Raw genomic sequence first — 24457 nt, forward strand, 5'->3', positions numbered from 1 at the left:
CACCGTGACACGGGCTGCGCGGGGCCCGCCCGGCGAATGTGGCGTTCGGGTGCCGTTGTCCTCTTCCCCGGCAACGCGGCCGCCCCCGGCCGGGGGCGGCCGGCCGCGGGCGGGCGGCCGGGGCAGGCGGCATCCGGCGCCACCGGCGTCCGGGGCGCGGGTGCGGGGTGCGGGTGGGGGGTGCGGGTGCGGGGCGGCGCTCCGAGAACCCGGCTCCGCCGGGCGTTCGGGCTCCGCCCGGACCGCGCGCCCCACATGCCGGCGGGGCTGGATGGCCGGACGACCTCCGGCGGCGAGCCGGGGGCTCGTCAGGTGGTGTGGGTGAGGGTGGCGTTCGACGGGGGGCGGGTGGTGGTGCGGGCCACCGATTCCGCGTCGCGCAGGGCTCGGACCGCGTTCGACCAGGTCAGCTTCGCCAGGTCGGCGCGGGACCAGCCGCGGGCCAGGAGCTCCGCGATCAGGTTCGGGTAGCCGGCCACGTCGTCCAGCCCGGCCGGGGTGAAGGCCGTGCCGTCGAAGTCGCCGCCGATGCCGATGTGGTCGACGCCGGCCACCTCCCGCATGTGGTCCAGGTGGTCGGCCACCGTGGCGGCGGTGGCCACCGGGCGCGGCCGCTCCGCCTCGAAGGCCCGGTGCAGGGCCATGGCCTCGGGCGTGGTGTCCAGGTGGTGGAAGCCGTGGGCCCGCAGGTTCTCGTCCGCCGCGAGGGTCCATTCGACCGCCGCCGGGAGGATGAACTTCGGGACGAACGTGGCCATGGCCACCCCGCCGTTGCCCGGCAGCTGCGCCAGCACGTCGTCGGGGACGTTGCGCGGATGGTCGCAGACGGCCCGCGCCGAGGAGTGGGAGAAGATCACCGGGGCGGTGGAGACGGCCAGGGCGTCGCGCATCGTGCTCGGTGCCACGTGCGAGAGGTCCACCAGCATGCCCAGGCGGTTCATCTCGCGGACGACCTCGCGCCCGAAGTCCGTCAGGCCCCCGTGCCGGGCCTCGTCGGTCGCGGAGTCCGCCCAGTCGATGGTGTCGTTGTGGGTGAGCGTCATGTACCGCACGCCCAGCCGGTACAGGGCCCGCAGGGTGGCGAGGGAGTTGTTGATGGAGTGGCCGCCCTCGGCGCCCATGAGGGAGGCGATCCGCCCGTCCGCGCGGGCGGCCTCCATGTCGTCGGCCGTCAGGGCCCGCACGAGGTCGGCGGGGTAACGGTCGATCAGCTGGGCGACGGCGTCGATCTGCTCCAGGGTGGCGCTGACCGCCTGGTCGCCCGCGTAGTCGGAGCGGACGTACACCGACCAGAACTGGGCGCCGACACCCCCGGCGCGCAGCCGGGGGATGTCGGTGTGGAGGTGGCGGGACTGGTCGCCGGCCAGGTCGCGCCGGTCCAGGTCGTAGCGGACCTGCTGGCGCAGCGCCCAGGGCAGGTCGTTGTGGCCGTCGACCACCGGGTGCTCGGCGAGCAGGGCGCGGGCCTGGTCGAGCCGGTCCGCGGCGTCCGGTCCCGCGGCGCTCACTTGCCGAATCCGAAGGATTCGGCGCCGGCGACCTTGGCCCGCAGCCGCTTGCCCTTCTCGGTGGCCTGCTCGTTGAGCTCCTGCTGGAAGTCGCGCATGCGGCCCAGCAGCTCGGGGTCGTGGGCGGCCAGCATGCGTACGGCCAGCAGCCCGGCGTTGCGCGCGCCGGCGACCGACACCGTGGCGACGGGAACCCCGGCGGGCATCTGGACGATCGACAGCAGGGAGTCCATGCCGTCGAGGTACTTCAGCGGCACGGGTACGCCGATGACGGGCAGCGGCGTGACGGAGGCGAGCATGCCGGGCAGGTGGGCCGCGCCGCCCGCGCCGGCGATGATCGCCTTCAGGCCGCGGTCGGCGGCCTGCTCTCCGTACGCGACCATCTCGCGCGGCATGCGGTGGGCGGAGACGACGTCGACCTCGTAGGGGATCTCGAACTCGTCGAGGGCCTGGGCGGCGGCCTCCATGACGGGCCAGTCCGAGTCGGAGCCCATGACGATGCCGACGACGGGGTTGCTCGGGGTGCTCATTCCGTGATCGTTCCTCTGAGGTAGCCGGCTGCGTGGCGTGCGCGCTCCAGCACATCGTCCAGGTCGTCGCCGAAGGTGTTGACGTGGCCGACCTTGCGGCCGGGTTTCACGTCCTTGCCGTACATGTGGATCTTGACCTGCGGGTCGTGCGCCATGCAGTGCAGGTACCCCGCGTACATGTCGGGGTAGTCCCCGCCGAGCACGTTCGCCATGACGGTCCAGCGGGCCCGGGGGCGCGGGTCGCCCAGGGGGAGGTCCAGGACCGCGCGGACGTGGTTGGCGAACTGGGAGGTGACGGCGCCGTCCTGGGTCCAGTGGCCGCTGTTGTGCGGGCGCATGGCCAGTTCGTTGACGAGGATGCGCCCGTCGGTGGTCTCGAACAGCTCGACCGCCAGGTGGCCGGTCACGCCGAGCTCCTTGGCGATGCGCAGGGCGAGCGCCTGGGCCTCGCCGGCGAGCTCCTCGGAGAGGTTGGGGGCGGGTGCGATCACCGTGTCGCAGACGCCGTCGACCTGGATGGACTCCACCACCGGGTAGGCGACGGCCTGGCCGTGCGGGGAGCGGACGATGTTCGCCGCGAGCTCGCGGACGTAGTCCACCTTCTCCTCCGCGAGGACCGGGACGCCCGCCCTGAAGGGGGCCTCCGCGTCCTCGGGGGTCCGCACGAACCACACGCCCTTGCCGTCGTAGCCGCCGCGGACGGTCTTGAGGATGACGGGGAAGCCGCCGACCTCGGCGGCGAAGGCCGCCACGTCCGCCGGATCGGCGACGATCCGGTGGCGGGGGCTGGGCGCGCCGATCTCGTCGAGGCGGGCGCGCATCACCCCCTTGTCCTGCGCGTGCACCAAGGCATCGGGCCCCGGCCGGACGGGGATGCCGTCCGATTCCAGGGCCCTGAGGTGTTCGGTGGGTACGTGCTCGTGGTCGAAGGTGATCACGTCGCAGCCGCGCGCGAAGGCGCGCAGCGTCTCCAGGTCGCGGTAGTCGCCGATGACGACGTCGCTCACGACCTGGGCCGCCGAGTCCTGCGGGGTGTCACTGAGGATCTTGAACTTGATGCCGAGGGGGATGCCCGCCTCGTGGGTCATGCGGGCGAGCTGACCGCCGCCGACCATGCCGACTACCGGGAACGTCACCCCTCCAGAGTATCCGGCGGTATTCCGCCATCCGGACGTGGCCCGGGCCGGTCCTCGTCACATCGTCCCTGTGTGCCGTGCGTCGCACGGTGTGTAAACGCACGGACGGTCCGGGGAGCGACATTTAGCATGGGTGGGCCGACTAGAGAACGGACCGCCAGCCCATGACCACGCCGCAGCAGGGTTCCGTCCTCGCCGCACGCGTACGCGGCCTGGTGCACGAGATCGCGAAGTTCGGGGCCGTCGGGGGCCTGGGCGTGCTCGTCAACCTCGGGGTGTTCAACATCGTCCGCCACGTCACGGACCTGCAGGTGGTCCGGGCGAGCGTGATAGCCACCGTCGTGGCCATCGTCACGAACTACATCGGTTTCCGGTACTTCACCTACCGGGACCGGGCCCGCAGCGGCAGCTCACGCGAGCTGCCGCTCTTCGTGGCCTTCAGCCTGATCGGCCTCGTGATCGAGAACGGGGTGCTGTACGCGGCCACGTACGGGCTGGGCTGGGACGGCCGGCTCGCGACCAACGTGTGCAAGTTCATCGGGATCGGCACGGCGACGGTGTTCCGCTTCTGGTCGTACCGGACGTGGGTCTTCAAGGCCCTGCCGGCGGCCGCGCCCGCGCCGGCGCCGGCGGCGGGCGCCGCCCTGGCGCCCGAGCCCGCGGGCAAGTAGCCGCCCTCCCGTCCGGCACGCGGTCGGGGCCCGGGCCTGTGGCCGGGCTCAGCGGACGGTCTGCTCCGGTTCCGGGCGCTCCGGCTCGGTCCGGCTCAGGAACAGCGCGAAGACGGGCGGCTGCGCCTGGAGCAGCTCCAGGCGGCCCCCGTCGGCCTCGGCGAGGTCCCGGGCGACGGCCAGGCCGATCCCGGTGGAGTTGCGGCCGCTGATCGCGCGCTCGAAGATCCGGTTGCCGAGGTCCGGCGGTACGCCGGGTCCCTCGTCGGTGACCTCCAGCACCGCCTGGTTGCCGATCACCCGGGTGCGCAGGGCGACGGTGCCGCCGCCGTGCATGAGGGCGTTCTCCACGAGGGTGGCCAGGACCTGGGAGACCGCACCGGGCGTGCCGAAGGCCCGCATGCCGGTCTTGCCGGAGCGCACGATGGCCCGGCCGGCGCTGCGGTAGGCCGGCCGCCACTCCTCCACCTGCTGCTTGACGACCTCGTCGAGGTCGAAGGGGACGGCGGAGCCGGTCCTCGGGTCCCGCGAGTTCGTCAGGAGCCGCTCCACCACGTCCGTGAGCCGCTCCACCTGGGTCAGGGCGATGCTCGCCTCCTCGCGCACGGTCTCCAGGTCGTCGGTGACGGCGATCTCCTCCAGCCGCATCGACAGCGCCGTCAGAGGGGTGCGCAGCTGGTGCGAGGCGTCGGCGGCGAGGCGCCGCTCGGCGGTGAGCATGCGGGCGATCCGCTCGGCGCTGGAGTCCAGCACGTCCGCGACCCGGTCCAGCTCGGGGACCCCGTAGCGGCGGTGCCGGGGCCGGGGGTCGCCCGAGCCGAGCCGCTCGGCGGTCTCGGCGAGGTCGGTGAGCGGGGAGGCCAGCTTGTTGGCCTGGCGCACGGCGAGCAGGACGGCCGCCACGACGGCGAGCAGCGCCACCGCGCCGACCACGGCCAGGGTCCGCCCGACCTCCCGGGTCACCGTGGAGCGGGACTCCTCGACGACCACGACCTCGCCCTGCTCGCCCTTGGCGGTGCCCCGGATCACGCTGTCGGGGATCTTCTCCCCGACCTCCACGGGCGGCTGCCCGGGGATGGTGATCCGGGCGAACCGGCCGACGTCGAGCTGCTCGGAGAGCGCCTCGGAGTCGACCGGTCTGTGCTCCAGGACGCTGGACTCGACGATGCCGACCAGGCGCAGCGCCTCGGACTCGATGCGGTCCTGGGCGCTGCTGGTGATGGTCCGGGTCTCCACGATGACGAGGGAGACGCCGAACACGGCGATGACGACGAGCACCACGGCGAGCGTGGAGTTGATCAGGCGGCGGCGCATGGCGGGGGTGGCTGCTCAGCTCTTCTCGAAGCGGAAGCCGACGCCGCGGACGGTGGCGATGTACCGGGGGTTGGCGGCGTCGTCGCCCAGCTTCTTGCGCAGCCAGGAGATGTGCATGTCGAGCGTCTTGGTGGAGGACCACCAGGTGGTGTCCCAGACCTCGCGCATCAGCTGGTCGCGGGTGACGACGCGGCCGGCGTCGCGGACCAGGACCCGCAGCAGGTCGAACTCCTTGGCGGTGAGCTGGAGCTCCTCCTCGCCCATCCAGGCGCGGTGCGACTCGACGTCGATCCGCACGCCGTGGGTGGCGGGCGCCTGGGCGGCGTCGTTGGCGCCGCGCCGCAGCAGGGCGCGGACGCGGGCGAGCAGTTCGGCGAGGCGGAAGGGCTTGGTCACGTAGTCGTCGGCGCCGGCGTCCAGGCCGACCACGGTGTCGACCTCGTCCGCGCGGGCGGTGAGCACGAGGATGGGGAAGCCGTGGCCCTCGGCGCGCAGCCGGCGGGCCACCTCGAGGCCGTCCATGCCCGGCAGCCCCAGGTCCAGGACGACGAGATCGACGCCGCCCTGCAGTCCCGCGTCCAGGGCGGTCGGGCCGTCCTCCCGGACCTCGACCTCGTACCCCTCCCGGCGCAGGGCGCGGGCCAGTGGTTCCGAGATGGATGCGTCGTCCTCGGCGAGCAGTACACGCGTCATGTGGGTGATGGTAGTCCGCGGGGGCGATGCGCAGGGGCATGCCCGCACACCCCTGTCCATCTGGTCTTATGCCGCGGGGGTGCCTTCGAAAGTGCCCAAACGGTTCCCGGATCGCCTGTGATCCATCTCTCAAGTCCTTTCATATGCTGCACGGTCGTGTCGTATGGTGGCGAGACGCCTGATGCACTACCTCCGAGACCTTTTGGCCGAAATCCGAGCCGAAGGTCTCAATTCTGTCCGGATCGATCTAGGGGTCTTGACGACTTCCCCGATCGACCTCGGTGACAGTGAATGACCTGTGGGCCGGGCCCTGCTCGCGAAGACGCGTGCCGGGGCGTGGATCCCGGTTACGGACCTTCCTTCTCCGCACGTGCGGCGAGACCCCTGGGCGTGGGGTGGGAGTCCCGTCGCCGGTGCCGGCCACCCCCCACCGGGCGCTGATCAGCTCACGAAGCGGAGCGTCCCGACCAAGCAAGGAACGACCATGGCTTCCAGCCTGACGAAGGACTCGGCGGCTCAGTCCGCCGAGAAGACCTTCTTCGGCCACCCCCGTGGCCTGGCCACTCTGTTCATGACCGAGATGTGGGAGCGCTTCTCCTACTACGGCATGCGTGCACTCCTCGTGTACTACCTGGTCTCGGGCGGCGCCGACGCCGCGACGGGGAGCCAGGGCGGCGGTCTGGCGATGACCGCGGCCACGACCACGGCCATCTATTCCGTCTACGTCTCCATGGTCTACCTGATGGCCATGCCGGGCGGATGGTTCGGCGACCGCGTCTGGGGCGCCCGCAAGACGGTCACCATCGCCGGTTTCGTGATCATGGCGGGTCACCTGTCGCTGGCGCTGCCCGGCAAGGCGATGTTCTTCGTCGGTCTGATCCTGGTCGCGGTGGGCTCCGGTCTGCTGAAGGCCAACATCTCCACGATGGTCGGCCACCTCTACAACGGTCCTGAGGACCCCCGCCGCGACGGTGGCTTCACGCTCTTCTACGTCGGCATCAACCTCGGTGCCTTCGTCGCCCCGCTCGTCGTCGGCACGGTCGGCAAGGAGCACAACTGGCACCTGGGCTTCGCCCTCGCCGCCGTCGGCATGGCCCTGGGCCTGGCCCAGTTCCTGATCGGCACCAAGCACCTCAGCCCGAAGAGCAGCCTGGTCCCGAACCCGCTGTCGGCGGAGGAGCGCAAGGCCGTCCTCACCAAGGTGGTCCTCGGTGCCGCGGCCATCGCCGTCTTCTACGGCGCCGTCGTCGCCCTGGGCGCCTACACGCTGAACTGGGCCCTGGTGCCGCTGACCCTCGCGGGCCTGCTCATCCCGATCGCCGTCCTGGTGCGCATCAAGCGCGACAAGGACCTGTCGGGCACCGAGCAGTCGAAGATGACGGCCTACATCTGGTTCTTCATCGCCGCCGCCGTCTTCTGGATGATCTACGACCAGGGCGGCTCGACGCTGTCGCTGTTCGCGGACGACAAGACCGCGGGCACCGTCCTCGGCTTCGACTTCTCGGCCACCTGGTACCAGTCGCTGAACCCGCTGTTCGTGATGGCCCTGGCCCCGGTTTTCGCCTGGCTGTGGGTGTGGCTGGCCCGCCGGAACAAGGAGCCGAACACCATCGTGAAGTTCGCGATGGGCCTGGTCCTGATCGGTGCCTCGTTCTTCGTCTTCATCGTCCCGATGGGCATGGCGACGGGCGACACCAAGGTCTCCCCGATGTGGCTCGTCTCGATCTACATGATCCAGACCATCGGCGAGCTGTGCGTCTCCCCGGTCGGCCTCTCCGTCACGACGAAGATGGCCCCGCAGAAGTACGCCTCCCAGATGATGGGCGTGTGGTTCCTCGCGGTCACCGCCGGTGACTGCACCACCGGCCTGCTGTCCATCGCCGGTGTCGACCTCAACGGCACCTGGGTGATCGGCTTCCAGGCCGCCGCCGCGGCCCTGGCCGGCTTCGCGGTCTACGCGTACCGCAACAAGGTGCAGGCCCTGATGGGCGACGTGCACTGACGCACCCCGCTCCGCGACGGCGGCCCGGCACACCTCCTGGTGTGCCGGGCCGCCGTCGTCGTACGGGCTTACGGGCTTACGGGTGTACGGGCTCAGCGGACGCGGTGGCCGCCGCGCAGACGGCGCCACGGGGTGAAGGTGAAGACCGCGCCGCCGAGGAGCACCGCCGTGCCCGCGACGAGGGCGAGGGCCGTCAGGCCGCCCTCGTCGGCGGCGCCCGTCTCGGCGAGGCCGCCGGAGCCGCCGGCTGCGGAGGAGCCGGCCGAGCCGCCGGCGGTGGGCGAGCCGGAGCCGCCGGGCTGGGCGGTGGTGTCCAGCTCCAGGGAGACGCCGCTGCTGACCGCCTTGCAGGGCACGTTGATCGGCGTGGATCCGGGGGCCATGGTGACGTCGATCGTCAGCTGGTCCGGGCTCAGCGTCACCTTGCCGGTCTTGCCCGGGGTGTAGGTGCCGGTCATGTCGCTCAGGCTGACCGGGGCCTTGTCCGGGATGGGCTCGGCGTTGGCCGGGCCGGTGACCTTGACGGTGCCGCTGTCGGCGCCGCCGAGCTTGATGTTCATCGAGGGTTTGAGGGCTCCTGCCGGGAGGGCCATGGGGCTGGCCATGGCGCCCTTGGCCGTCTTGACGGTCAGGTCGTAGGCGCCGCCGTTCTTCTTGGCGTTGATCGTCACCGGGGTCTTGATGCCGCCGGGGACCACCGCCCCGCAGTCGAAGGAGACCTCCACGGGCTTGCCGGGGAAGTCGGTCTGACCGCCGGTGCCGCCGGTGGTGGAACCGGTCGTCGAGCCGGTCGTGGAACCGGTGGTGGAGCCGCCCGAGGTGCTCGTGCCGCCGGTCGTGGAGCCGCCGGTGGTGGAGCCGCCTGCCGTCGAGCCGCCCGTGGTGGAGCCGCCCGTCGTGGAGCCGCCGCCGTCGGTGACCTTGATCGTCGCGGCCGCTCCGGCCGCCTCCTTGGGCGAGCAGTGCGTGACGAACCCGCTGAAGTCCACGTCGTACCTGCCGGGGGTGATCGTCACGTCCCCCGCCTTGGTCAGTTTGACCTTCCCCTTCATGTCGGACAGGACCATGGGGGCCTTCTTGGGGATGGGCGGGTTCTTCCGCTCCCCCTCCAGCTTCACCTCCGAGCCGAGCGCGCCGCCGAGCTGCACCCAGCCGGTCGGCTTGACGGTGTCCTTGCCCAGGTCCATGAGGTCGGTGTTGTTCGAGGCGGGCTTCACGGTCTTCCAGACCACCTCCACCTCGTCGCCGACCTTGGCGGTGGCCGGCGCGGTGATCGACACCGTGGTCGTGCCCTGCACCGGGCCGCCGCCGCCCGCAGGCGGGATGCACTCCACCTTGTAGGAGACCTCGGCCGCCTGGGCGGGGCCCGCCCCCGCGAGCAGGCCCGCGCTGCCGAGCAGCAGCGCGGCCGCGGCCGCACTCACCCTCCGTTGGGTCTTCACAGATGTCCCTTCGTCGTCGGACTGCTCTCAGACGGTGCGGACGCCTGGGGCGATGTGAACCACGGCAGGACCGCCGCGGTGGTCTGCGCGGACCCGGCCGCCGCGGCGGCCCCGTCCTCCTGCGCCGGGCCCCCGCGGCCGCCCCCGTCCGGGGCAGGTCGCGGCCGGACCCGGTCGACGACGGCCATGCCGGCCCGGAACAGGCCGGCCGGGACCACCAGCAGGAGCAGGCCCCAGAAGACGAGCACCCCGTACGGGCGGTCCACGCCCCACGGCTGGGTGGCCACGACCGTGTCGCCGTACTTGAGGGAGACCGTGTAGTCCCCGTGGGCGCCGGCGGTGAGGCCGACGCCGAGCCGGACCTCCGCCTTGCCCCCGGGCGGGATGGTGCCCTTCCACCGCACCTCGTCCCACAGCGGGGCGAACACCCCGTGCGCGGTGCCGAGCTGGAAGACGGGGTCCTTCACCGGGGCGGTGCCGAAGTTGCCGACGGTGACGGTGAAGGTGCGGTGGGCCGGGGCGCCGAACCACGTCAGGATCCCGTCCCCGCCGGTCAGGCGGGCCCCGCTGAGCATGGCCAGGCGCGGCGCGCCGGACTCGGCGGGCAGCTCGGCCACCGGATGGTCGGTGATCTTCAGCGGGGTGGCGACGGTGGACCGGTCGCCGTTGACGGAGGTGGCGCTGACGATGCACGGGCAGGGCTTGGGCGGGGCCGCCACGGCGAGGCGGCCCGAGAAGTGCCCGTCGCCGCCGACCGGGACGGCGGCGCCGTCGGCGTTGGCGCAGCTGTTGGTGCCGCCGATCATGTTCTGGCCGCAGACCAGCAGCATGACGAGGGTCCCGGGGCGCCAGCCGGTGCCGGTGACGGTGATCTCGGTGCCCTTCGGGGCCTCCTGGAGCGAGAGCGCCACGGCGGGCTCGCCCCCGGCGGCGACGCCCGCCACCGGCCCCAGCGCGAGGGCGCACACCGCGAGCCCGGCCGCGACGAGGGCCCTGAGCCTGCCGGTCATGTGGCTGCTCCCGTCAGCTCGTGGCCGGGTGCACGGTGGTCCTCGGGGACGGGCGGCGCGGGCCGTGCGGGCGGGAACGGGCCGGCCGGGGCCCCGTCCGGCGGGCCGGGCCGGCGCCTTCTGCGTACGAGCCGCCGCGCGGCCAGGGCGAGCCCGGCGAGGAGGGGCGGGCCGGCGCCGGCGACGACGGCCCCCCGGGGCAGGAGCCAGGCGGAGGCGGTGGCGGTGGCCGGGGCGGCGCCGGGAGCGGTGGCCGCCAGGGTCAGGTCGACCCGGCCGGCGGCGGGCGCGCCCGGCCAGGGCTCGGTCAGCCGGACCCGTTGGCCCGGCAGCAGCTCCACCGGCAGGGGATGGGCGGCGCGGCCGGGGACGCGGCCGAGCAGGCCCCCGACGCGCAGCGCGAGCTCGGGGGCGAGGGTCACGTTGCCGCGGTTGACCAGGGTGTACGCCACCTCGGTGCGGGTGCCCCTGCCGTGTACGGAGACGTCCTCGACGGTCAGCGCGGCCAGCGTGGGCCCGCCGACGCGCAGGTCGACCCGTACGCCCACCTCGCGGCCCGCCTCGGCGGCGACCACGGCGGCCGGGTGGTCCCCGGGCGCAGCGCCGGGCGGGACGGTGACCGTGAACGGGACCACCGCGCGGGTGTGCGGCGGGATGCGGACGGTGGCGGCGGCGCCGAAGCTGATCCAGGAGCCGGCGCCGGCGGAGCCTGCGGCGGGACGCACGGCGAAGGCACCGGCGGGCGTGTTGTGGGCGTCGGCGCCGCGCAGGGTGACGGTGTGCTCCCGGTCGGAGGGGTTGGCCAGGGCGAGCCGGTCCTCGAGGACGGTCCCGGCGGGCCCGGCGAGGTAGAAGGACGGGCGGGCGGCGGCTGCCGAGGCCCCGGTGGCGGGTTCGGCGGTCCAGCCGGGCCCGTCGTCGGCGGCGGCGCGGGGCGCGGCGGCGGGCAGGAGCAGGACCGGCAGCGCGAGCAGGGTGAGCACGGCGCGCAGTCGGACGGGGCGGGCGGCCGGGGCGGAGTCGGGGAGACGGGCGGGGCGGGCGGGGCCGGCAGGGCGGGCGTGGCCGGCGGTGCGGGAGGGGCGGGGGTGGAGCGCGGGCATGGCCGGGGCTCCGTTCAGGTGCGGGCCCGGCGGCTGCTGCGCCGGGTCAGCCAGAGCACGCCGGCGGCGCCGGTCAGCAGCACGGTGCCGCCGAGGGTGCCGAGGGCGAGGGCGGAGTCGGCGGGGCCGGTCTGCGGGAGGGTGTCGCCGCCCGCGGGGCCCGCTGCGGGGGCGCCGGCCGCGGCCGTGACGTCCAGTTCCAGCGAGGGCTTGGGGTTGTTGCCGGGGGTGCAGGTGGTGGTGGTCCCCATCGCCTTGATGGTGAGGACGCCCGCGGTGAAGGTGGCCTTGCCGCTCTTCTTCGGGGTGTAGGTGCCCGAGAGGTCGCTGATCTTGATGGGGGTGTTGGCGGGGGCGGCCTCGGCGTTGGGCGGCCCCGACACCGGGACCGTGGTTTTCTCCGCGCCGTCCACCGCGATGACCGCGCTCGGGTTCATCGCGCCCTTGCCGAGCTCGATGGGGCTGGAGGAGACGCCCTTCTGGAAGGACATCGTCAGCTTGTAGCCGTCGCCCTCCTTGACGGCCTTGATGTCGATCGGCGAGACGGCCGACTTGTCGCCGATGGGGGTCTTGCAGTCGTAGGCGACGTCGACGACCTCGGCACGGGCCGCGGGGGCGGCGAGCAGCAGCGCCGGTCCGGCCAGCGCAGAGGCCGCCAGCGCGAGCGCGGTGGAGCGTTTCCGGTTGGACACCTTCGTCTTCCCCTCGGGCCACAGGTTGCTGACGACACATCAGATCGGTGGCTCAAGGTACGCCCGGGGCCCTGCAAGGGGAAGACAAAGGTTCGCCCGGGATCGGGGGCGGCCGCAGAGGGGGTCAGGCGGCGCGTACGCCCCGCTGCCAGACCGCCGACACCAGCGGAACGCCCGGCCGGTAGGCCAGGTGCACGTGGCTCGGGGCGTCCAGCAGCGCCAGGTCGGCGCGGGCCCCGGCGGCGAGCACGCCGATGTCGCTGCGGCGCAGCGCGCGGGCACCGCCGGCGGTGGCGGACCACAGGGCCTCGTCGGGCGTCATGCCCATGTCCCGGACCGCGAGCGCGATGCAGAACGGCATGGAGCTGGTGTACGAGGAGCCGGGGTTGCAGTCGGTGGACAGCGCGACGGTGGCCCCCGCGTCCAGCAGGCGGCGGGCGTCGGGCCACTGGGCCCGGGTGGAGAACTCCGCGCCCGGCAGGAGCGTGGCGACGGTGGTTGCGGCGGCCTGGGCCAGGGCGTCGACGTCGGCGTCGGTGAGGTGGGTGCAGTGGTCGGCGGAGGCCGCGCCCAGCTCCACGGCGAGCTGGACGCCGGGGCCGTGGGACAGCTGGTTGGCGTGGACGCGCGGGATCAGGCCGGCGGCGGCTCCGGCGGTCAGGATCGCGCGGGCCTGGTCGCCGTCGAAGGCGCCCTTCTCGCAGAAGACGTCCACCCAGCGGGCGTACGGGGCGCAGGCGGCCAGCATCTCGCCGGTGACGAGGTCGACGTAGCCGGCCGGGTCCTCGGCGTAGTCCGGGGAGACGATGTGCGCGCCGAGGTAGGTGACCTCCTCGGTGTGGGCGGAGGCGATGCGCAGGGCGCGGGCCTCGTCGGCGACGGTCAGGCCGTAGCCGGACTTGGTCTCGAAGGTGGTGGTGCCCTGGCGGCGGGCCTCGTCGAGGTGGCGGACCAGGTTGGCCTCCAGCTCGGCGTCCGAGGCGGCGCGGGTGGCGGCCACGGTGGTGCGGATGCCGCCGGCGGAGTAGCTGCGGCCGGACATGCGGGCGTTGAACTCGGCGGTGCGGTCGCCGGCGAAGACGAGGTGGGAGTGGGAGTCGACGAAGCCGGGGATGACGGCTCGGCCCTTGGCGTCGAAGACGCCGTCCGCGGCGGGGGCGGTGGCGGCCGGGCCGACCCAGGCGATCGTGTCGTCATCGAGGACGACGGCGGCGTTCCGGAGCAGGCCGAGGGGGCTGCCGTCGCCCTGGGCGGGGTCGTTGGTGACGAGGCTGCCGATGTTCGTGATGAGGGTGGTGGTCATGGTTCCTCTCGGTTTTCCGATCCCCACCCCGCCCCTTCCCGCTGTGCCGGACATGCGGCCCCGCCGCGTGGCGTGCCCTGCGGGAAGGGGCGGGGTGGGGTGGGGGAACTCGGTCAGGGGCGGAGGGCCGCTATGGCTTCGGTCAGGGCCGCCGGGACGTCGGCGACCAGGGTGTGGTGGCCGTCGCGGACCACGTGGCGGCCGCCGACCACCGTGTGGCGGACGTCCGCCGCCGAGGCCGCGAAGACGGCCGTCTCGGCACCCAGCCGCGCCGGCGGGCCGGCGGTGCGGACGGAGTCCAGGGCCACCGTGGTGAAGTCCGCCAGGGCGCCCGGTTCGAGGCGGCCCGCGTCGGGGCGGCCCAGGGCCGCGTGGCCGTCGGCGGTGGCCGCGGCGAGCAGCGCGTTGGCCGTCCAGTGGCCCCGGGTCCGGCTGCGCAGGCGCTCGTTGAGCTCCATGGCCCGCGCCTCCTCCAGCAGGTCGATCACCGCATGGCTGTCGCTGCCCAGCGACAGCGGGCTGCCCGCCTGCTGGAGCCGTCCGGCCGGACCGATGCCGTCGGCGAGGTCCCGCTCGGTGGTCGGGCACATGCACGTACCGGTCGCCGAGCCGCCGAGCAGCGCGATGTCCCCGTCCGTCAGGTGCGTGTTGTGGACCCCCGTGGTCCGCTCCCCGAGCACCCCGTGCTCGGCGAGCAGCTCGGTCGGGGTGCAGCCGTGCGCGGCCCGGCAGGCCTCGTTCTCGGCGGTCTGCTCGGACAGGTGGACGTGCAGCGGCGCCTGCCGCTGCGCCGCCCAGCCGGCGACGGCGGCCAGCTCGCCGGCCGGCACGGCCCGCACGGAGTGGATCGCGGCGCCGATCAGCGCGTGCTCGCGGGGCTTGAGGGCCGAGACCCGCTCCGCCCAGGCCTCGGCGGTGCCGTCGGAGAAGCGCCGCTGGTGCTCGTTCGGCGCCTCGCCGAAGCCGGAGGACAGGTAGGCGGTGTCGAGGAGGGTGATGCGGATGCCGGCGGCGGCGGCGGCCTCGATCAGCGCCTCCCCCATGGCGTTGGGGTCGGCGTACGGGGTGCCGCCGGGCGCGTGGTGGACGTAGTGGAACTCGCCGACGTTGGTGATGCCGGCCAGCGCCATCTCCGCGTACACGGCCCGTGCGAGCGCGAAGTAGCTGTCGGGCGTGAGGTTCTGCGCGACCCCGTACATGACCTCGCGCCAGGTCCAGAAGGTGCCCGAGCCGACCTGCACCTCGCCGCGCAGGGCCCGGTGGAAGGCGTGGGAGTGGGCGTTGGCCAGGCCCGGCAGGGTCAGGCCGCGCAGCACCTCGGCGCCGGGCGGCGGGGCGTCCGCCTCCGTGCGGACGGCGGCGATGCGCCCGTCGCCGGACACGTCGAGGGCGACGCCCGGCTCGACCGTGTTGCCGAGCCAGGCGTGCTCCAGCCAGTACGTCTTCAGCCCGTGCGTGCTCAGCGGCATGCCAGCCCTTCCAGGACGTCGGCGAGGGCGAGGACGCCGGCGACGCAGTCGTCCTCGTGGGCGAACTCGCGCGGGGAGTGCGAGACGCCCGTGGGGTTGCGTACGAACAGCATCGCGGTCGGGACGGCGGCGGAGAGGATTCCCGCGTCGTGTCCGGCCCCGGTGCCGAGGACGGGGACGGCCCCGCCCAGGATCCGGTTCAGCTCCCCGCGCAGGGCGTGCTCGAACTCCACGACCGGGGTGAAGGACTCCCGGACGACGGCGAGGTCGATGCCGTCCCGGTCGGCGCGCTCGCGGGCGGCCTTCTCGATGGCGGTGACCACGGTGTCGAGGGTGGCCTGGTCGGCGGCGCGGGAGTCGAGCCAGCCCCGGACGAGCGAGGGGATGGCATTGACCCCGTTCGGCTCGACCGCGACCTTGCCGAAGGTGGCGACGGCGCCGGCGAGGGCCGCCTCCGTGCGGGCGGCCAGCACCGTTTCGGCGTACGTGAGCATCGGGTCGCGGCGGTCGACCAGGCGGGTGGTGCCCGCGTGGTTGGCCTCGCCGCGGAAGTCGAACCGCCAGCGGCCGTGCGGCCAGATGGCCGAGGCGATGCCGACGGCGTCGCCGGACAGGTCCAGGGCGCGGCCCTGCTCGACGTGCAGTTCGACGAAGGCGCCGATGCGGGCGAGGCGCTCGGGGTCCGGGCCGATCGCTTCGGGGTCGTACCCGGCGGCCTCCATGGCCTGGGGCAGGCTCAGCCCGTCGGCGTCGCGGAGCCGGTACGCCTGCTCCTTGGTCAGCTGCCCGGCGCTGAGGCGGGAGCCGACGCAGGCCACGCCGAAGCGGGCCCCTTCCTCGTCGCCGAAGTTGGTGATGGCGAGCGGCCGGGTGAACTCGGCGCCGCGGGCGCGCAGCTCGTCCAGGGCGGCGAAGGAGGACACCACGCCGAGGGGGCCGTCGAAGGCGCCGCCGTCGGGCACGGAGTCCAGGTGGGAGCCGGTGACGACGGCGTCCCCGGCGAGGGGGTCGCCCAGCCAGGCCCACTGGTTGCCGTTGCGGTCGGTCTCGTACGCGAGCCCGCGCCGCTCGGCCTGCTCCCGGAACCAGGCCCGGCACTCCCGGTCGGCCCCGGTCCACGCGAACCGGCGGTACCCGCCGCTGTCCGCGTGGCGGCCGATGGGGGCCAGGTCGGCCCACATGGCGTGGAAGGAGGGGGCGTGCCCCTGCCCGGCGGCGGTGCCGGGAGCCGCGCCCCCGGCACCGGCGGGGGCGGCGGGGCGGGCGCCCGGGGCGGTGCCCCGGGGCGCCTCGCCCGCGCCGGTGTTGCTGGACGGTGTCACGCCGTGTCACCCTCGCGCATCGGGACGCGGACGCCGCGCTCGGCGGCCACCGACTCGGCGATGTCGTAGCCCGCGTCGACGTGGCGGATGACGCCCATGCCGGGGTCGTTGGTCAGCACGCGGCGGATCTTCTCGCCGGCGAGCTTGGTGCCGTCGGCGACGGTGACCTGGCCCGCGTGGATGGAGCGGCCCATGCCGACGCCGCCGCCGTGGTGGATGGAGACCCAGGAGGCGCCGGAGGCCACGTTGACCATGGCGTTGAGCAGCGGCCAGTCGGCGATGGCGTCGGAGCCGTCGAGCATGGCCTCGGTCTCGCGGTACGGGGAGGCGACGGAGCCGCAGTCGAGGTGGTCGCGGCCGATGGCCAGCGGGGCGGCCAGCTCGCCGCTCGCGACCATGTCGTTGAAGCGCTCGCCGGCCTTGTCGCGCTCGCCGTAGCCGAGCCAGCAGATGCGGGCGGGCAGGCCCTGGAAGTGGACGCGCTCGCCGGCCATCTTGATCCAGCGGGCCAGGGACTCGTTCTCCGGGAAGAGGTCGAGCATCGCCTTGTCGGTCTTGGCGATGTCGGCCGCGTCGCCGGACAGGGCCGCCCAGCGGAAGGGGCCCTTGCCCTCGCAGAACAGCGGGCGGATGTAGGCCGGGACGAAGCCGGGGAAGGCGAACGCCCGGTCGTACCCGGCGAGCTGGGCCTCGCCGCGGATGGAGTTGCCGTAGTCGAAGACCTCGGCGCCGGCGTCCATGAAGCCGACCATGGCCTCGACGTGCTTGGCCATGGACTCGCGGGAGCGGGTGGTGAAGCCGGCCGGGTCCTTGGCCGCGTAGGAGGCCATGTCGTCGAAGTCGACGCCGACCGGCAGGTACGACAGCGGGTCGTGCGCCGAGGTCTGGTCGGTGACGATGTCGATCGGGGCGCCCTCGGCGAGCATCTGCGGGAGCAGCTCGGCGGCGTTGCCCAGGAGGCCGATGGACAGCGGCTTGCGCTGGTCGCGGGCCTCGGTGGCGAGCTGGAGGGCGTGCGCCAGGCTGTCGGCCTTGACGTCGAGGTAGCGGTGCTCGATGCGGCGCTCGATGGCGCGGGGGTCGCAGTCGATGCAGATCGCGACGCCGTCGTTCATGGTGACGGCCAGCGGCTGGGCGCCGCCCATGCCGCCGAGGCCGGCGGTGAGGGTGATGGTGCCGGCGAGGGTGCCGCCGAACTTCTTGGCGGCGACGGCGGCGAAGGTCTCGTACGTGCCCTGCAGGATGCCCTGGGTGCCGATGTAGATCCAGGAGCCGGCGGTCATCTGGCCGTACATGGTCAGGCCGAGGTGCTCCAGGCGGCGGAACTCCTCCCAGTTGGCCCAGTCGCCGACGAGGTTGGAGTTGGCGAGCAGGACGCGCGGGGCCCACTCGTGGGTCTGCATCACGCCGACCGGGCGGCCCGACTGGACGAGCATCGTCTCGTCCTGCTTGAGGGTCTGCAGGGTGCGGACCATCGCGTCGAAGGAGCGCCAGTCGCGCGCGGCCTTGCCGGTGCCGCCGTAGACGACGAGCTTGTCGGGGTGCTCGGCGACCTCGGGGTCGAGGTTGTTCTGGAGCATCCGCAGGGCGGCCTCCTGCTGCCATCCCAGGGTGCTGAGCTCGGTGCCTCGCGCAGCCCGTACGGGGCGGGGTCCTGACATGGCGCTGCCTCCAAACGCTGTAGGTAATTCCATTCACATCCTCGCCGCCTGAATAGATTCAGTCAACAGCTGCGGGCCGGCGCGGCGGATGGTGGGATGTCAGACATGGCTGACAGGGCCGGCAGGACCGGCAGGACGGACGGAGCCGAGCGGGCCGGCGGAGCCGCGGCGGGGGCGCCGCCGGGCGTGGCTTGGGCGCCGGACGCGGCCGAGCGGCGGGACCTCGCCGTACGGGCCGCCGTCGAGCAGGGGCTGGTGGGCGGGGCGGACGCGGCGCCGCCGCTGGTCTGCCTGCTGGACACCGCGGGGATCCGGGAGTCCGCCGCCGCCCTGACCGAGGCGTTCGCGGCCGCCCTGCCCCCCGGCACGCCCGTCCTGCACGCCTTCGCGGTCAAGGCCGCGCCGCTGGTGCCGGTGCTGCGGCTGCTCGCGGGCGCGGGGCTGGGCTGCGAGGTGGCCAGCCCCGGCGAGCTGGCGCTGGCGCGGGCCGCGGGGGTCCCGGCGGGGCGGACCGTCCTGGACTCCCCCGCCAAGACGGTCGCCGAACTGCGCGAGGCCCTCGCCCTCGGGATCGCCGTCAACGCCGACAACCGCCAGGAGCTGGAACGGCTCGACGCCCTGGTCGCGGCCGGGCCGCCCGGCCCTCCCGCCTCCCCGATCGGCGTACGGGTCAACCCCCAGACGGGTGCGGGGGCCATCGACGCCCTGTCCACGGCCACGGCGACCTCGAAGTTCGGGATCGCGCTGCGGGATCCCGGGGCCCGGGAGTGGCTGGTACGGGCCTACCTGGACCGGCCGTGGCTGACCCGGCTGCACACCCACTCGGGCTCGCAGGGCGTACCGCTGCCGCTGATCGCCGAGGGCGTGCGGGAGGTGCACGCGCTGGCCGAGGAGATCAACGCGGCGGCCGGGCGGCGGCAGGTCGACACGCTCGACATCGGCGGCGGCCTGCCGGTGAACTTCGCCTCGGACGCGCACACGCCGACGTACGCGGAGTACGTCGCCGCCCTGCGCGCGGCGGTCCCTGGGCTGTTCGACGGCTCGTACGGCCTCGTGACGGAGTTCGGCCGCTCCCTGCTGGCGAAGCACGGCCTGATCCTGTCGCGGGTGGAGTACACGAAGACGACGGGCGGCCGGCCCATCGCCCTCACCCATGCGGGGGTGCAGCTGGCCACCCGTACGGTGTACGCCCCGGCGGCGTGGCCGCTGCGCATCCTGCCGTACGACGCGAAGGGCGCCCCGAAGACGGGCCCGCCCGTCGCCCAGGACATCGCCGGGCCGGCCTGCTTCGCCGGGGACCTGCTGGCCACGGCCCGGGAGCTGCCGGAGCTGTCCCCCGGCGACCTGATCGGGGTCCCGGACACCGGGGCGTACTTCTTCACCGCCCACTACGGCTACAACAGCCTGCCCCGGCCTGCGGTCCACGGCTTCACCACGACCCCCGGGGGCGGGGTCCGCTTCGCCCTGGCCCGCCGGGCCCAGACCCTCTCCGAAATCGCCGCGGAGGCCGGCGCCGCCACCCCCGACGCCCTTCCGTAACCCCCGCCGGGCCCCCGCGCCTCGATCGCCGGGCCGGGCGGAGCCCGGGGGGGCGGCGCGCGGGGCGTCAGGGGGTCAGGGTGGCGCGGAGCGCAGGGGTGAGGGACTCGACCACCGCTTCCGGGGAGAGGGCCGCCACCGGCGGGAGCCGCAGGAGGTAGCGGGTCAGGGCCAGCCCCAGCAACTGGGCGGCGACCGGCCCGGCCGCCCGCGCGGCCCGCTCCGCCCCCACGGCGGCGGCCAGCGCCGGAGCGACCTGCTCCGCGAACACCCCCCGCATCCGCTCGGCCGCCCGCTCGTTCGTCACCGCCGACCGCAGCAGCACCAGCAGCGCATCGTCCGCCGGGTCGCCCTCCCACCGCTCCACGAAGTGCCGCACCAGCGCGGCCGGCAGCTCCGGGTCCGGTACGGCCGCGAGGTCCGGCAGCCGCAGGTCGACCTCCAGCGCCGCGTCGAACAGCTTCTCCTTGCTGCCGAAGTACCGCATGACCATCGACGGGTCGATGCCCGCGTCGGCCGCGACGCCGCGGATCGTCGTGCGCTCGTACCCCTGGGCGGCGAAGCGCTCGCGCGCGGCCCGCAGGATCGCCGCCTTGGTCTGCGCCCCTGATCCCGCGCCCGATCCCGCTCCGGTCCCCACTCCCTGGTTCATGTCAACGAATGTAGGCCAACACGTGTTGACATGCCAGAGCCGACAGGGGCACGCTGGGTCAACAACCGTTGGCCCACAACCGTTGACTTCCGGGAGGCACACCATGACCAGCCCGCTCCCCACCCGCACCGACGTCGCCGTCGTCGGCGCCGGCCCCACCGGCCTGGCCCTCGCCGTCACCCTCGCCGAGGCCGGCGTGGACTTCGTCCTGCTCGACCGCCAGGCCGAGGGGGCCAACACCTCCCGCGCCGCCGTCGTCCACGCCCGCACCCTGGAGGTCCTGGACGAGCTCGACCCCACCGGGGCCCTGTCCGGGGAGCTGGTCGCCCGCGGCCTGCCCGTCTCCCGGTTCCGGGTGCGCGACGGCGGCCGCCCCGTCGCCGCCTTCTCCTTCGACGGCCTGCGCAGCCGCACCGCCCACCCGTACGCGCTGATGGTCCCCCAGTACGAGACCGAGGCGGTGCTCCTCGCGCGCCTGCGGGCCCTCGGCAAGGACGTGCACCGGCCGTACGAGGTCACCGCCGCCGTCCAGGACGCCGAGGGCGTCACCCTCACCACCGCCACCGGCGAGACCCTGCGCGCCGCCCGCGCGGTCGGCGCCGACGGCATGCACAGCGTGGTCCGCGAGGCCGCCGGGATCCCGTTCAGCGGCGGGTCCTACGACGCCTCGTTCGTCCTCGCCGACGTGGCCATGGACTGGGCCCCCGGCCGCCGCGAGGTCTCGCTGTCCTTCGGCCCGGTCGGCCCCACCGTCGTGGCCCCGCTGCCCGGCGACCGCTACCGGGTCGTCTCGAGCCTCGCCGGGCCGGCCCCGGCCGAGCCGGACCGCGCCTTCGTCCAGGCCCTGCTGGACCGGCTCGCCCCCGGCCAGGCCGCCGTCCGCGAGGTCGTCTGGTCGTCCCGCTTCCGCATCCACCACCGCGTGGCGGACCGCTACCGCTCCGGCCGGCTGCTGCTCGCGGGGGACGCCGCGCACGTCCACAGCCCGGCCGGCGGCCAGGGCATGAACACCGGCATCCAGGACGGCTACGCGCTCGGCCGCGCCCTCGCCAGCGGCGACCCCGCCGCGTACGAGGCCGCCCGCCGGCCCGTCGCCCTGCGCGTGGTGGCCCTGACCGACCGGATGACCCGCGCCTCCACCATCCGCAACCCCGTCCTGCGCCTGGCCCGCAACACCGGGCTGCGCCTGCTCTCCCGCGTACCCCTGCTGTGCAACCGGGTCGCGGCCGAGCTGGCCGAGCTCAACCACCGCTGAGGGGCCGCCCCGCCGTCACTCGACGAACAGCCCCCGGGCCGCGGCCCGGGCGTCGAAGGCCTCCAGCCGGGCCTGCGCATCCGGCAGCGCATCGGCCATGGCCTCCAGCAGCACCCGCCCCAGCAGCATCGGCGCGCACGCCGTGTCGAAGGCCAGCCCGGTCCCGACCGGCGCCGGGATCAGCAGGTCCGAGTACCGCGCGACCGGCGCGAACGGCGACTCAGCGACCGTCACCACCGTCAGCCCCGCCCCCTTGGCGTGCTCCAGCGCCTCCGCCACCTCCCGCGGATGCCGCGGCAGCGCGAAGCACAGCAGCGCCGAGGCCCCGGCCCCGGCGGCCGCGTCGATCCGGTCGGCGAGCATCGAGCCGCCCTCGTCGAGCAGCCGTACGTCCGGGTGCACCTTGGCGGCGAAGTACGCGAACCCGCGCGCCTGCGAGGACGCCGCCCGCAGGCCGAGCACCGGCAGCGGGCGCGAGCCCGCCAGCAGCCGGCCCGCCTCCTCCACCGGCGCCGGGTCGGCGAGCATCTCGGCCAGCTGCCGCAGGTTCTCGATCTCGCCCTGGACGGCCTGCTGGTACTCGTTGTACGCCGCGGCCTCCCGCGGGGCCTCGGCCCGCTCGGCCGGCGCCACCTCCCGCAGGTGCCGGCGCAGCGCCGGGTACCCGTCGAAGCCGAGCGCCACCGCGAACCGCGTCACCGACGGCTGGCTCACCCCCGCCAGCTCGGCGAGCTCCACGCTCGACAGGAAGGGCACCTCCGTCGCCCCCCGCACCATGCAGTGGGCGATCCGCCGCTGGGTGGGCGTCAGCCGGTGCCCCTCGAACAGCTTCTGCAGCCGTGCTGCCGGGCTGTCGCTCATCCCGACCCCTCCGTCCCCGTACGTATTCAGACACCGAGCACTCTGCATGCGCTTATGCAGGACGGCAAGCGGCGGCCCGGTCCCCGAGACACGGGGGCCGGCCCCAGTGCCCGCCCGCCCCGCCGCTTCCTGCCGTGGCCGCATGGAGACCCGTGAGCTGAAGAAGGAATGCGACGCGGCCCTCGAAGCCCGGCGCGGGCTCGGCCCGGAGTACGAGGCGGCGCTCGTGGACTCGTTCGTCGACAAGGTCGACACCCTGGTCCGGCGCCGGCTGGCCGAGGAGCGGTCGGCCGCCGCGCGCGGGGGCCGCGGTGGCGCGCCGGCCCCGGAGGGCGGCTTCGGCGAGCGGTTCGGCTTCGCGGTGGTCACCCTCGTGCTCGCGATCCCGCTCTCGGCGATCGGGGCCCGCGCAGGCGGGCCCGGCCGGCCTGGTCGTGGCCTGGGCGGGAATCCTCGGCGTCGCCTTCGCCCACGCGCGCGGCGGCGGACGGCTGTGCCCGCAGGTGCGGGGCCGGGGCCGGGCGGGGGCCACGAAGGATGAGCGCGGGGACCGCCGCACCCTCGGGTGCGCGAGGGGCGGGACGACGGCGGTCCCCGCGAGGGACACGGGCCGGGTCAGGGCCGTCCGCGTCCACGGGCGTTCACGCGGTCCGGGAGCCGCTCCGGAGGTACGCCAACGCCGTTCGGTGGTGCCGGCCGGGGCCCTCGCCCCTGCCGGTGCACACCACTGTGCCCCGGCCGTGTTAAGCCGGTGCTGCCGCGACGTGACGGGCCCGTACCGATTGCGCGAAGGGCCGGGAGCCGGCCTCCGTACGCCGCTCCCGTCCCCCTCGCGGCGGACTACTTGGCGTTCTTCGCGAGGAACGCCAGCAGGTCCTGGCGGCTCACCACACCGGTCGGCTTGCCCTCGACCAGGACGATCGCCGCGTCGGCCTCGCCGAGCGCGGCCATCAGGTCGGAGACCGGCTCGCCGGAGCCGACCTGCGGCAGCGGCGCGCTCATGTGCTTCTCCAGCGGGTCGCTGAGCGCGGCCCGCTGCGCGAAGAGCGCCGCCAGCAGCTCCTTCTCCACCACGGAGCCGACGACCTCGGCGGCCATCACGTCCGGGTGGCCGGCGCCGGGCTTGACGACCGGCATCTGCGAGACGCCGTACTCGCGCAGCACCTCGATGGCCTCGCCGACGGTCTCCTCCGGGTGCATGTGCACCAGCGAGGGCATGTCGCCCTCCTTGTCCGCGAGGACGTCGCCGATGCGCGCAGCGGGGCCCGCCTCCTCCAGGAAGCCGTGGCCGGCCATCCACTCGTCGGAGAAGATCTTGCTCATGTAGCCGCGGCCGCTGTCCGGGAGGAGGACGACGACCACGTCGTCGGGACCGAGGTCCTGAGCGGCGCGCAGCGCGGCGACGACCGCCATGCCGCAGGAGCCGCCGACGAGGAGGCCCTCCTCCTTGGCGAGCCGGCGGGTCATCTGGAAGGAGTCCTTGTCGGACACCGCGATGATCTCGTCGGCCACGTTCTGGTCGTACGCGGTCGGCCAGAAGTCCTCGCCGACGCCCTCGACGAGGTACGGGCGGCCGGAGCCGCCGGAGTACACCGAGCCCTCGGGGTCGGCGCCGATGACCTTGACCTTGCCGCCGGACACCTCCTTCAGGTAGTTGCCGGTGCCCGAGATGGTGCCGCCGGTGCCGACGCCGGCGACGAAGTGGGTGATCTTCCCCTCAGTCTGTTCCCACAGCTCGGGACCGGTCGTCTCGTAGTGCGAACGGGGGTTGTTGGGGTTGCTGTACTGGTCGGGCTTCCAGGCGCCCGGCGTCTCGCGGACGAGGCGGTCGGACACGTTGTAGTACGAGTCGGGGTGCTCCGGGTCGACGGCGGTCGGGCAGACCACGACCTCGGCGCCGTACGCACGGAGCACGTTGATCTTGTCGAGCGACACCTTGTCGGGGCACACGAAGATGCACTTGTAGCCCTTCTGCTGGGCCACGATGGCGAGTCCTACACCCGTGTTGCCGCTGGTCGGCTCCACGATGGTGCCACCGGGCTTGAGGGCTCCGCTCTGCTCGGCGGCCTCGATCATCCGGACGGCGATCCGGTCCTTCACGGAGCCGCCGGGGTTGAAGTACTCGACCTTGGCAAGGACGGTGGCCTGCAGGCCTTCGGTCACACGGTTGAGCTTCACCAGCGGGGTGTTGCCGACGAGGCTGATCATCGAGTCGTGGAATTGCACCATGTTCTCCAGGGACAGGACTCCACGGGTTCTCCGGGAGGCACCGCCAGAGTAAGCGGGAAAGGGAT

At 74.1% G+C, this 24457-nt stretch carries 20 protein-coding genes and 1 pseudogene; 5 read left to right on the top strand and 16 right to left on the bottom strand.

Annotated features, from left to right (window positions below; translation table 11 throughout):
• Positions 1 to 308: 308 nt before the first annotated feature.
• From AB0953_RS10230 to AB0953_RS10240, 3 genes are read right to left on the bottom strand one after another with little or no spacing between them, the layout of a single operon-like run.
• Positions 309 to 1508: a dipeptidase gene (locus AB0953_RS10230; protein ID WP_366858969.1), complete on the bottom strand. Its 1200-nt coding sequence runs from the start codon at positions 1506 to 1508 to the stop codon at positions 309 to 311.
• Complete coding sequence (purE, locus tag AB0953_RS10235) at positions 1505 to 2038, bottom strand: 5-(carboxyamino)imidazole ribonucleotide mutase (protein ID WP_366858970.1); 534 nt, start codon at positions 2036 to 2038, stop codon at positions 1505 to 1507. The genes AB0953_RS10230 and purE overlap by 4 nt, the downstream gene beginning before the upstream one ends.
• Entirely contained in the window at positions 2035 to 3174 is a 1140-nt protein-coding gene (locus tag AB0953_RS10240) for a 5-(carboxyamino)imidazole ribonucleotide synthase (RefSeq protein ID WP_366858971.1), read from the bottom strand. Before AB0953_RS10240 ends, purE begins: the two co-directional genes overlap by 4 nt.
• A gap of 164 nt (positions 3175 to 3338) precedes the next feature.
• Between AB0953_RS10240 and AB0953_RS10245 the strand changes: the two genes are divergently transcribed.
• Entirely contained in the window at positions 3339 to 3845 is a 507-nt protein-coding gene (locus tag AB0953_RS10245) for a GtrA family protein (RefSeq protein WP_366858972.1), read from the top strand.
• Positions 3846 to 3893: 48 nt separating this feature from the next.
• On the opposite strand, the gene AB0953_RS10250 is transcribed toward AB0953_RS10245, so the two are convergent.
• Positions 3894 to 5159 (bottom strand): ATP-binding protein, encoded by a 1266-nt coding sequence (locus tag AB0953_RS10250; RefSeq protein ID WP_366858973.1) that lies wholly within the window; start codon positions 5157 to 5159, stop codon positions 3894 to 3896.
• 15 nt (positions 5160 to 5174) lie between these two features.
• Positions 5175 to 5852: a response regulator transcription factor gene (locus tag AB0953_RS10255; protein WP_030156453.1), complete on the bottom strand. Its 678-nt coding sequence runs from the start codon at positions 5850 to 5852 to the stop codon at positions 5175 to 5177.
• A gap of 484 nt (positions 5853 to 6336) precedes the next feature.
• Between AB0953_RS10255 and AB0953_RS10260 the strand changes: the two genes are divergently transcribed.
• A complete protein-coding gene (locus AB0953_RS10260) occupies positions 6337 to 7854 on the top strand; it encodes an oligopeptide:H+ symporter (RefSeq protein ID WP_366858974.1) in 1518 nt (505 codons plus the stop codon).
• A gap of 92 nt (positions 7855 to 7946) precedes the next feature.
• Here the strand turns inward: AB0953_RS10260 and AB0953_RS10265 are convergent, their stop codons facing one another.
• From AB0953_RS10265 to hutU, 8 genes are all read right to left on the bottom strand, one after another.
• Positions 7947 to 9296, bottom strand: coding sequence for a hypothetical protein (locus AB0953_RS10265; RefSeq protein WP_366858975.1), 1350 nt, complete (start codon positions 9294 to 9296; stop codon positions 7947 to 7949).
• Entirely contained in the window at positions 9293 to 10306 is a 1014-nt protein-coding gene (locus AB0953_RS10270; protein ID WP_366858976.1) for a neocarzinostatin apoprotein domain-containing protein, read from the bottom strand. The genes AB0953_RS10265 and AB0953_RS10270 overlap by 4 nt, the downstream gene beginning before the upstream one ends.
• On the bottom strand, positions 10303 to 11409 hold the full coding sequence (locus AB0953_RS10275) for a hypothetical protein (protein WP_366858977.1): 1107 nt from the start codon (positions 11407 to 11409) through the stop codon (positions 10303 to 10305). Before AB0953_RS10275 ends, AB0953_RS10270 begins: the two co-directional genes overlap by 4 nt.
• A gap of 14 nt (positions 11410 to 11423) precedes the next feature.
• Positions 11424 to 12101, bottom strand: a complete 678-nt coding sequence (locus AB0953_RS10280) for an LPXTG cell wall anchor domain-containing protein (protein ID WP_366858978.1) — start codon at positions 12099 to 12101, stop codon at positions 11424 to 11426.
• Positions 12102 to 12225: 124 nt separating this feature from the next.
• Positions 12226 to 13404: an imidazolonepropionase gene (hutI, locus tag AB0953_RS10285; RefSeq protein WP_366858979.1), complete on the bottom strand. Its 1179-nt coding sequence runs from the start codon at positions 13402 to 13404 to the stop codon at positions 12226 to 12228.
• Positions 13405 to 13517: 113 nt separating this feature from the next.
• The gene (locus tag AB0953_RS10290) at positions 13518 to 14873 is read right to left on the bottom strand and encodes a formimidoylglutamate deiminase (protein ID WP_366858980.1); all 1356 of its coding nucleotides are present in this window, start codon (positions 14871 to 14873) and stop codon (positions 13518 to 13520) included.
• Positions 14864 to 16054 carry an allantoate amidohydrolase gene (locus AB0953_RS10295; protein WP_366859197.1) on the bottom strand — a complete coding sequence of 397 codons (1191 nt, stop codon included), beginning with the start codon at positions 16052 to 16054 and terminating at the stop codon, positions 14864 to 14866. Before AB0953_RS10295 ends, AB0953_RS10290 begins: the two co-directional genes overlap by 10 nt.
• Positions 16055 to 16191: 137 nt before the next feature.
• Positions 16192 to 17856 carry a urocanate hydratase gene (gene hutU, locus AB0953_RS10300; RefSeq protein ID WP_366858981.1) on the bottom strand — a complete coding sequence of 555 codons (1665 nt, stop codon included), beginning with the start codon at positions 17854 to 17856 and terminating at the stop codon, positions 16192 to 16194.
• A gap of 105 nt (positions 17857 to 17961) precedes the next feature.
• Between hutU and AB0953_RS10305 the strand changes: the two genes are divergently transcribed.
• On the top strand, positions 17962 to 19395 hold the full coding sequence (locus AB0953_RS10305) for a diaminopimelate decarboxylase (RefSeq protein WP_366858982.1): 1434 nt from the start codon (positions 17962 to 17964) through the stop codon (positions 19393 to 19395).
• Positions 19396 to 19462: 67 nt separating this feature from the next.
• Here the strand turns inward: AB0953_RS10305 and AB0953_RS10310 are convergent, their stop codons facing one another.
• Positions 19463 to 20047 carry a TetR family transcriptional regulator gene (locus AB0953_RS10310; protein ID WP_366858983.1) on the bottom strand — a complete coding sequence of 195 codons (585 nt, stop codon included), beginning with the start codon at positions 20045 to 20047 and terminating at the stop codon, positions 19463 to 19465.
• Between the two features lie 103 nt (positions 20048 to 20150).
• Between AB0953_RS10310 and AB0953_RS10315 the strand changes: the two genes are divergently transcribed.
• The gene (locus AB0953_RS10315) at positions 20151 to 21302 is read left to right on the top strand and encodes an FAD-dependent oxidoreductase (RefSeq protein WP_366858984.1); all 1152 of its coding nucleotides are present in this window, start codon (positions 20151 to 20153) and stop codon (positions 21300 to 21302) included.
• Positions 21303 to 21317: 15 nt separating this feature from the next.
• Here AB0953_RS10315 and AB0953_RS10320 read toward each other — a convergent pair whose 3' ends face one another.
• Positions 21318 to 22163 carry a MurR/RpiR family transcriptional regulator gene (locus AB0953_RS10320; RefSeq protein WP_366858985.1) on the bottom strand — a complete coding sequence of 282 codons (846 nt, stop codon included), beginning with the start codon at positions 22161 to 22163 and terminating at the stop codon, positions 21318 to 21320.
• Positions 22164 to 22305: 142 nt separating this feature from the next.
• Between AB0953_RS10320 and AB0953_RS10325 the strand changes: the two are divergent.
• Positions 22306 to 22624 (top strand): annotated as a pseudogene (locus AB0953_RS10325) (hypothetical protein); the annotation flags it as partial.
• Positions 22625 to 23003: 379 nt separating this feature from the next.
• On the opposite strand, the gene AB0953_RS10330 reads toward AB0953_RS10325, so the two are convergent.
• On the bottom strand, positions 23004 to 24389 hold the full coding sequence (locus AB0953_RS10330; RefSeq protein ID WP_366859198.1) for a cystathionine beta-synthase: 1386 nt from the start codon (positions 24387 to 24389) through the stop codon (positions 23004 to 23006).
• Positions 24390 to 24457 lie beyond the last annotated feature (68 nt).

The organism is Streptomyces sp. NPDC046866, from assembly GCF_040704625.1.
In the GTDB taxonomy this organism is placed as follows: domain Bacteria; phylum Actinomycetota; class Actinomycetes; order Streptomycetales; family Streptomycetaceae; genus Streptomyces.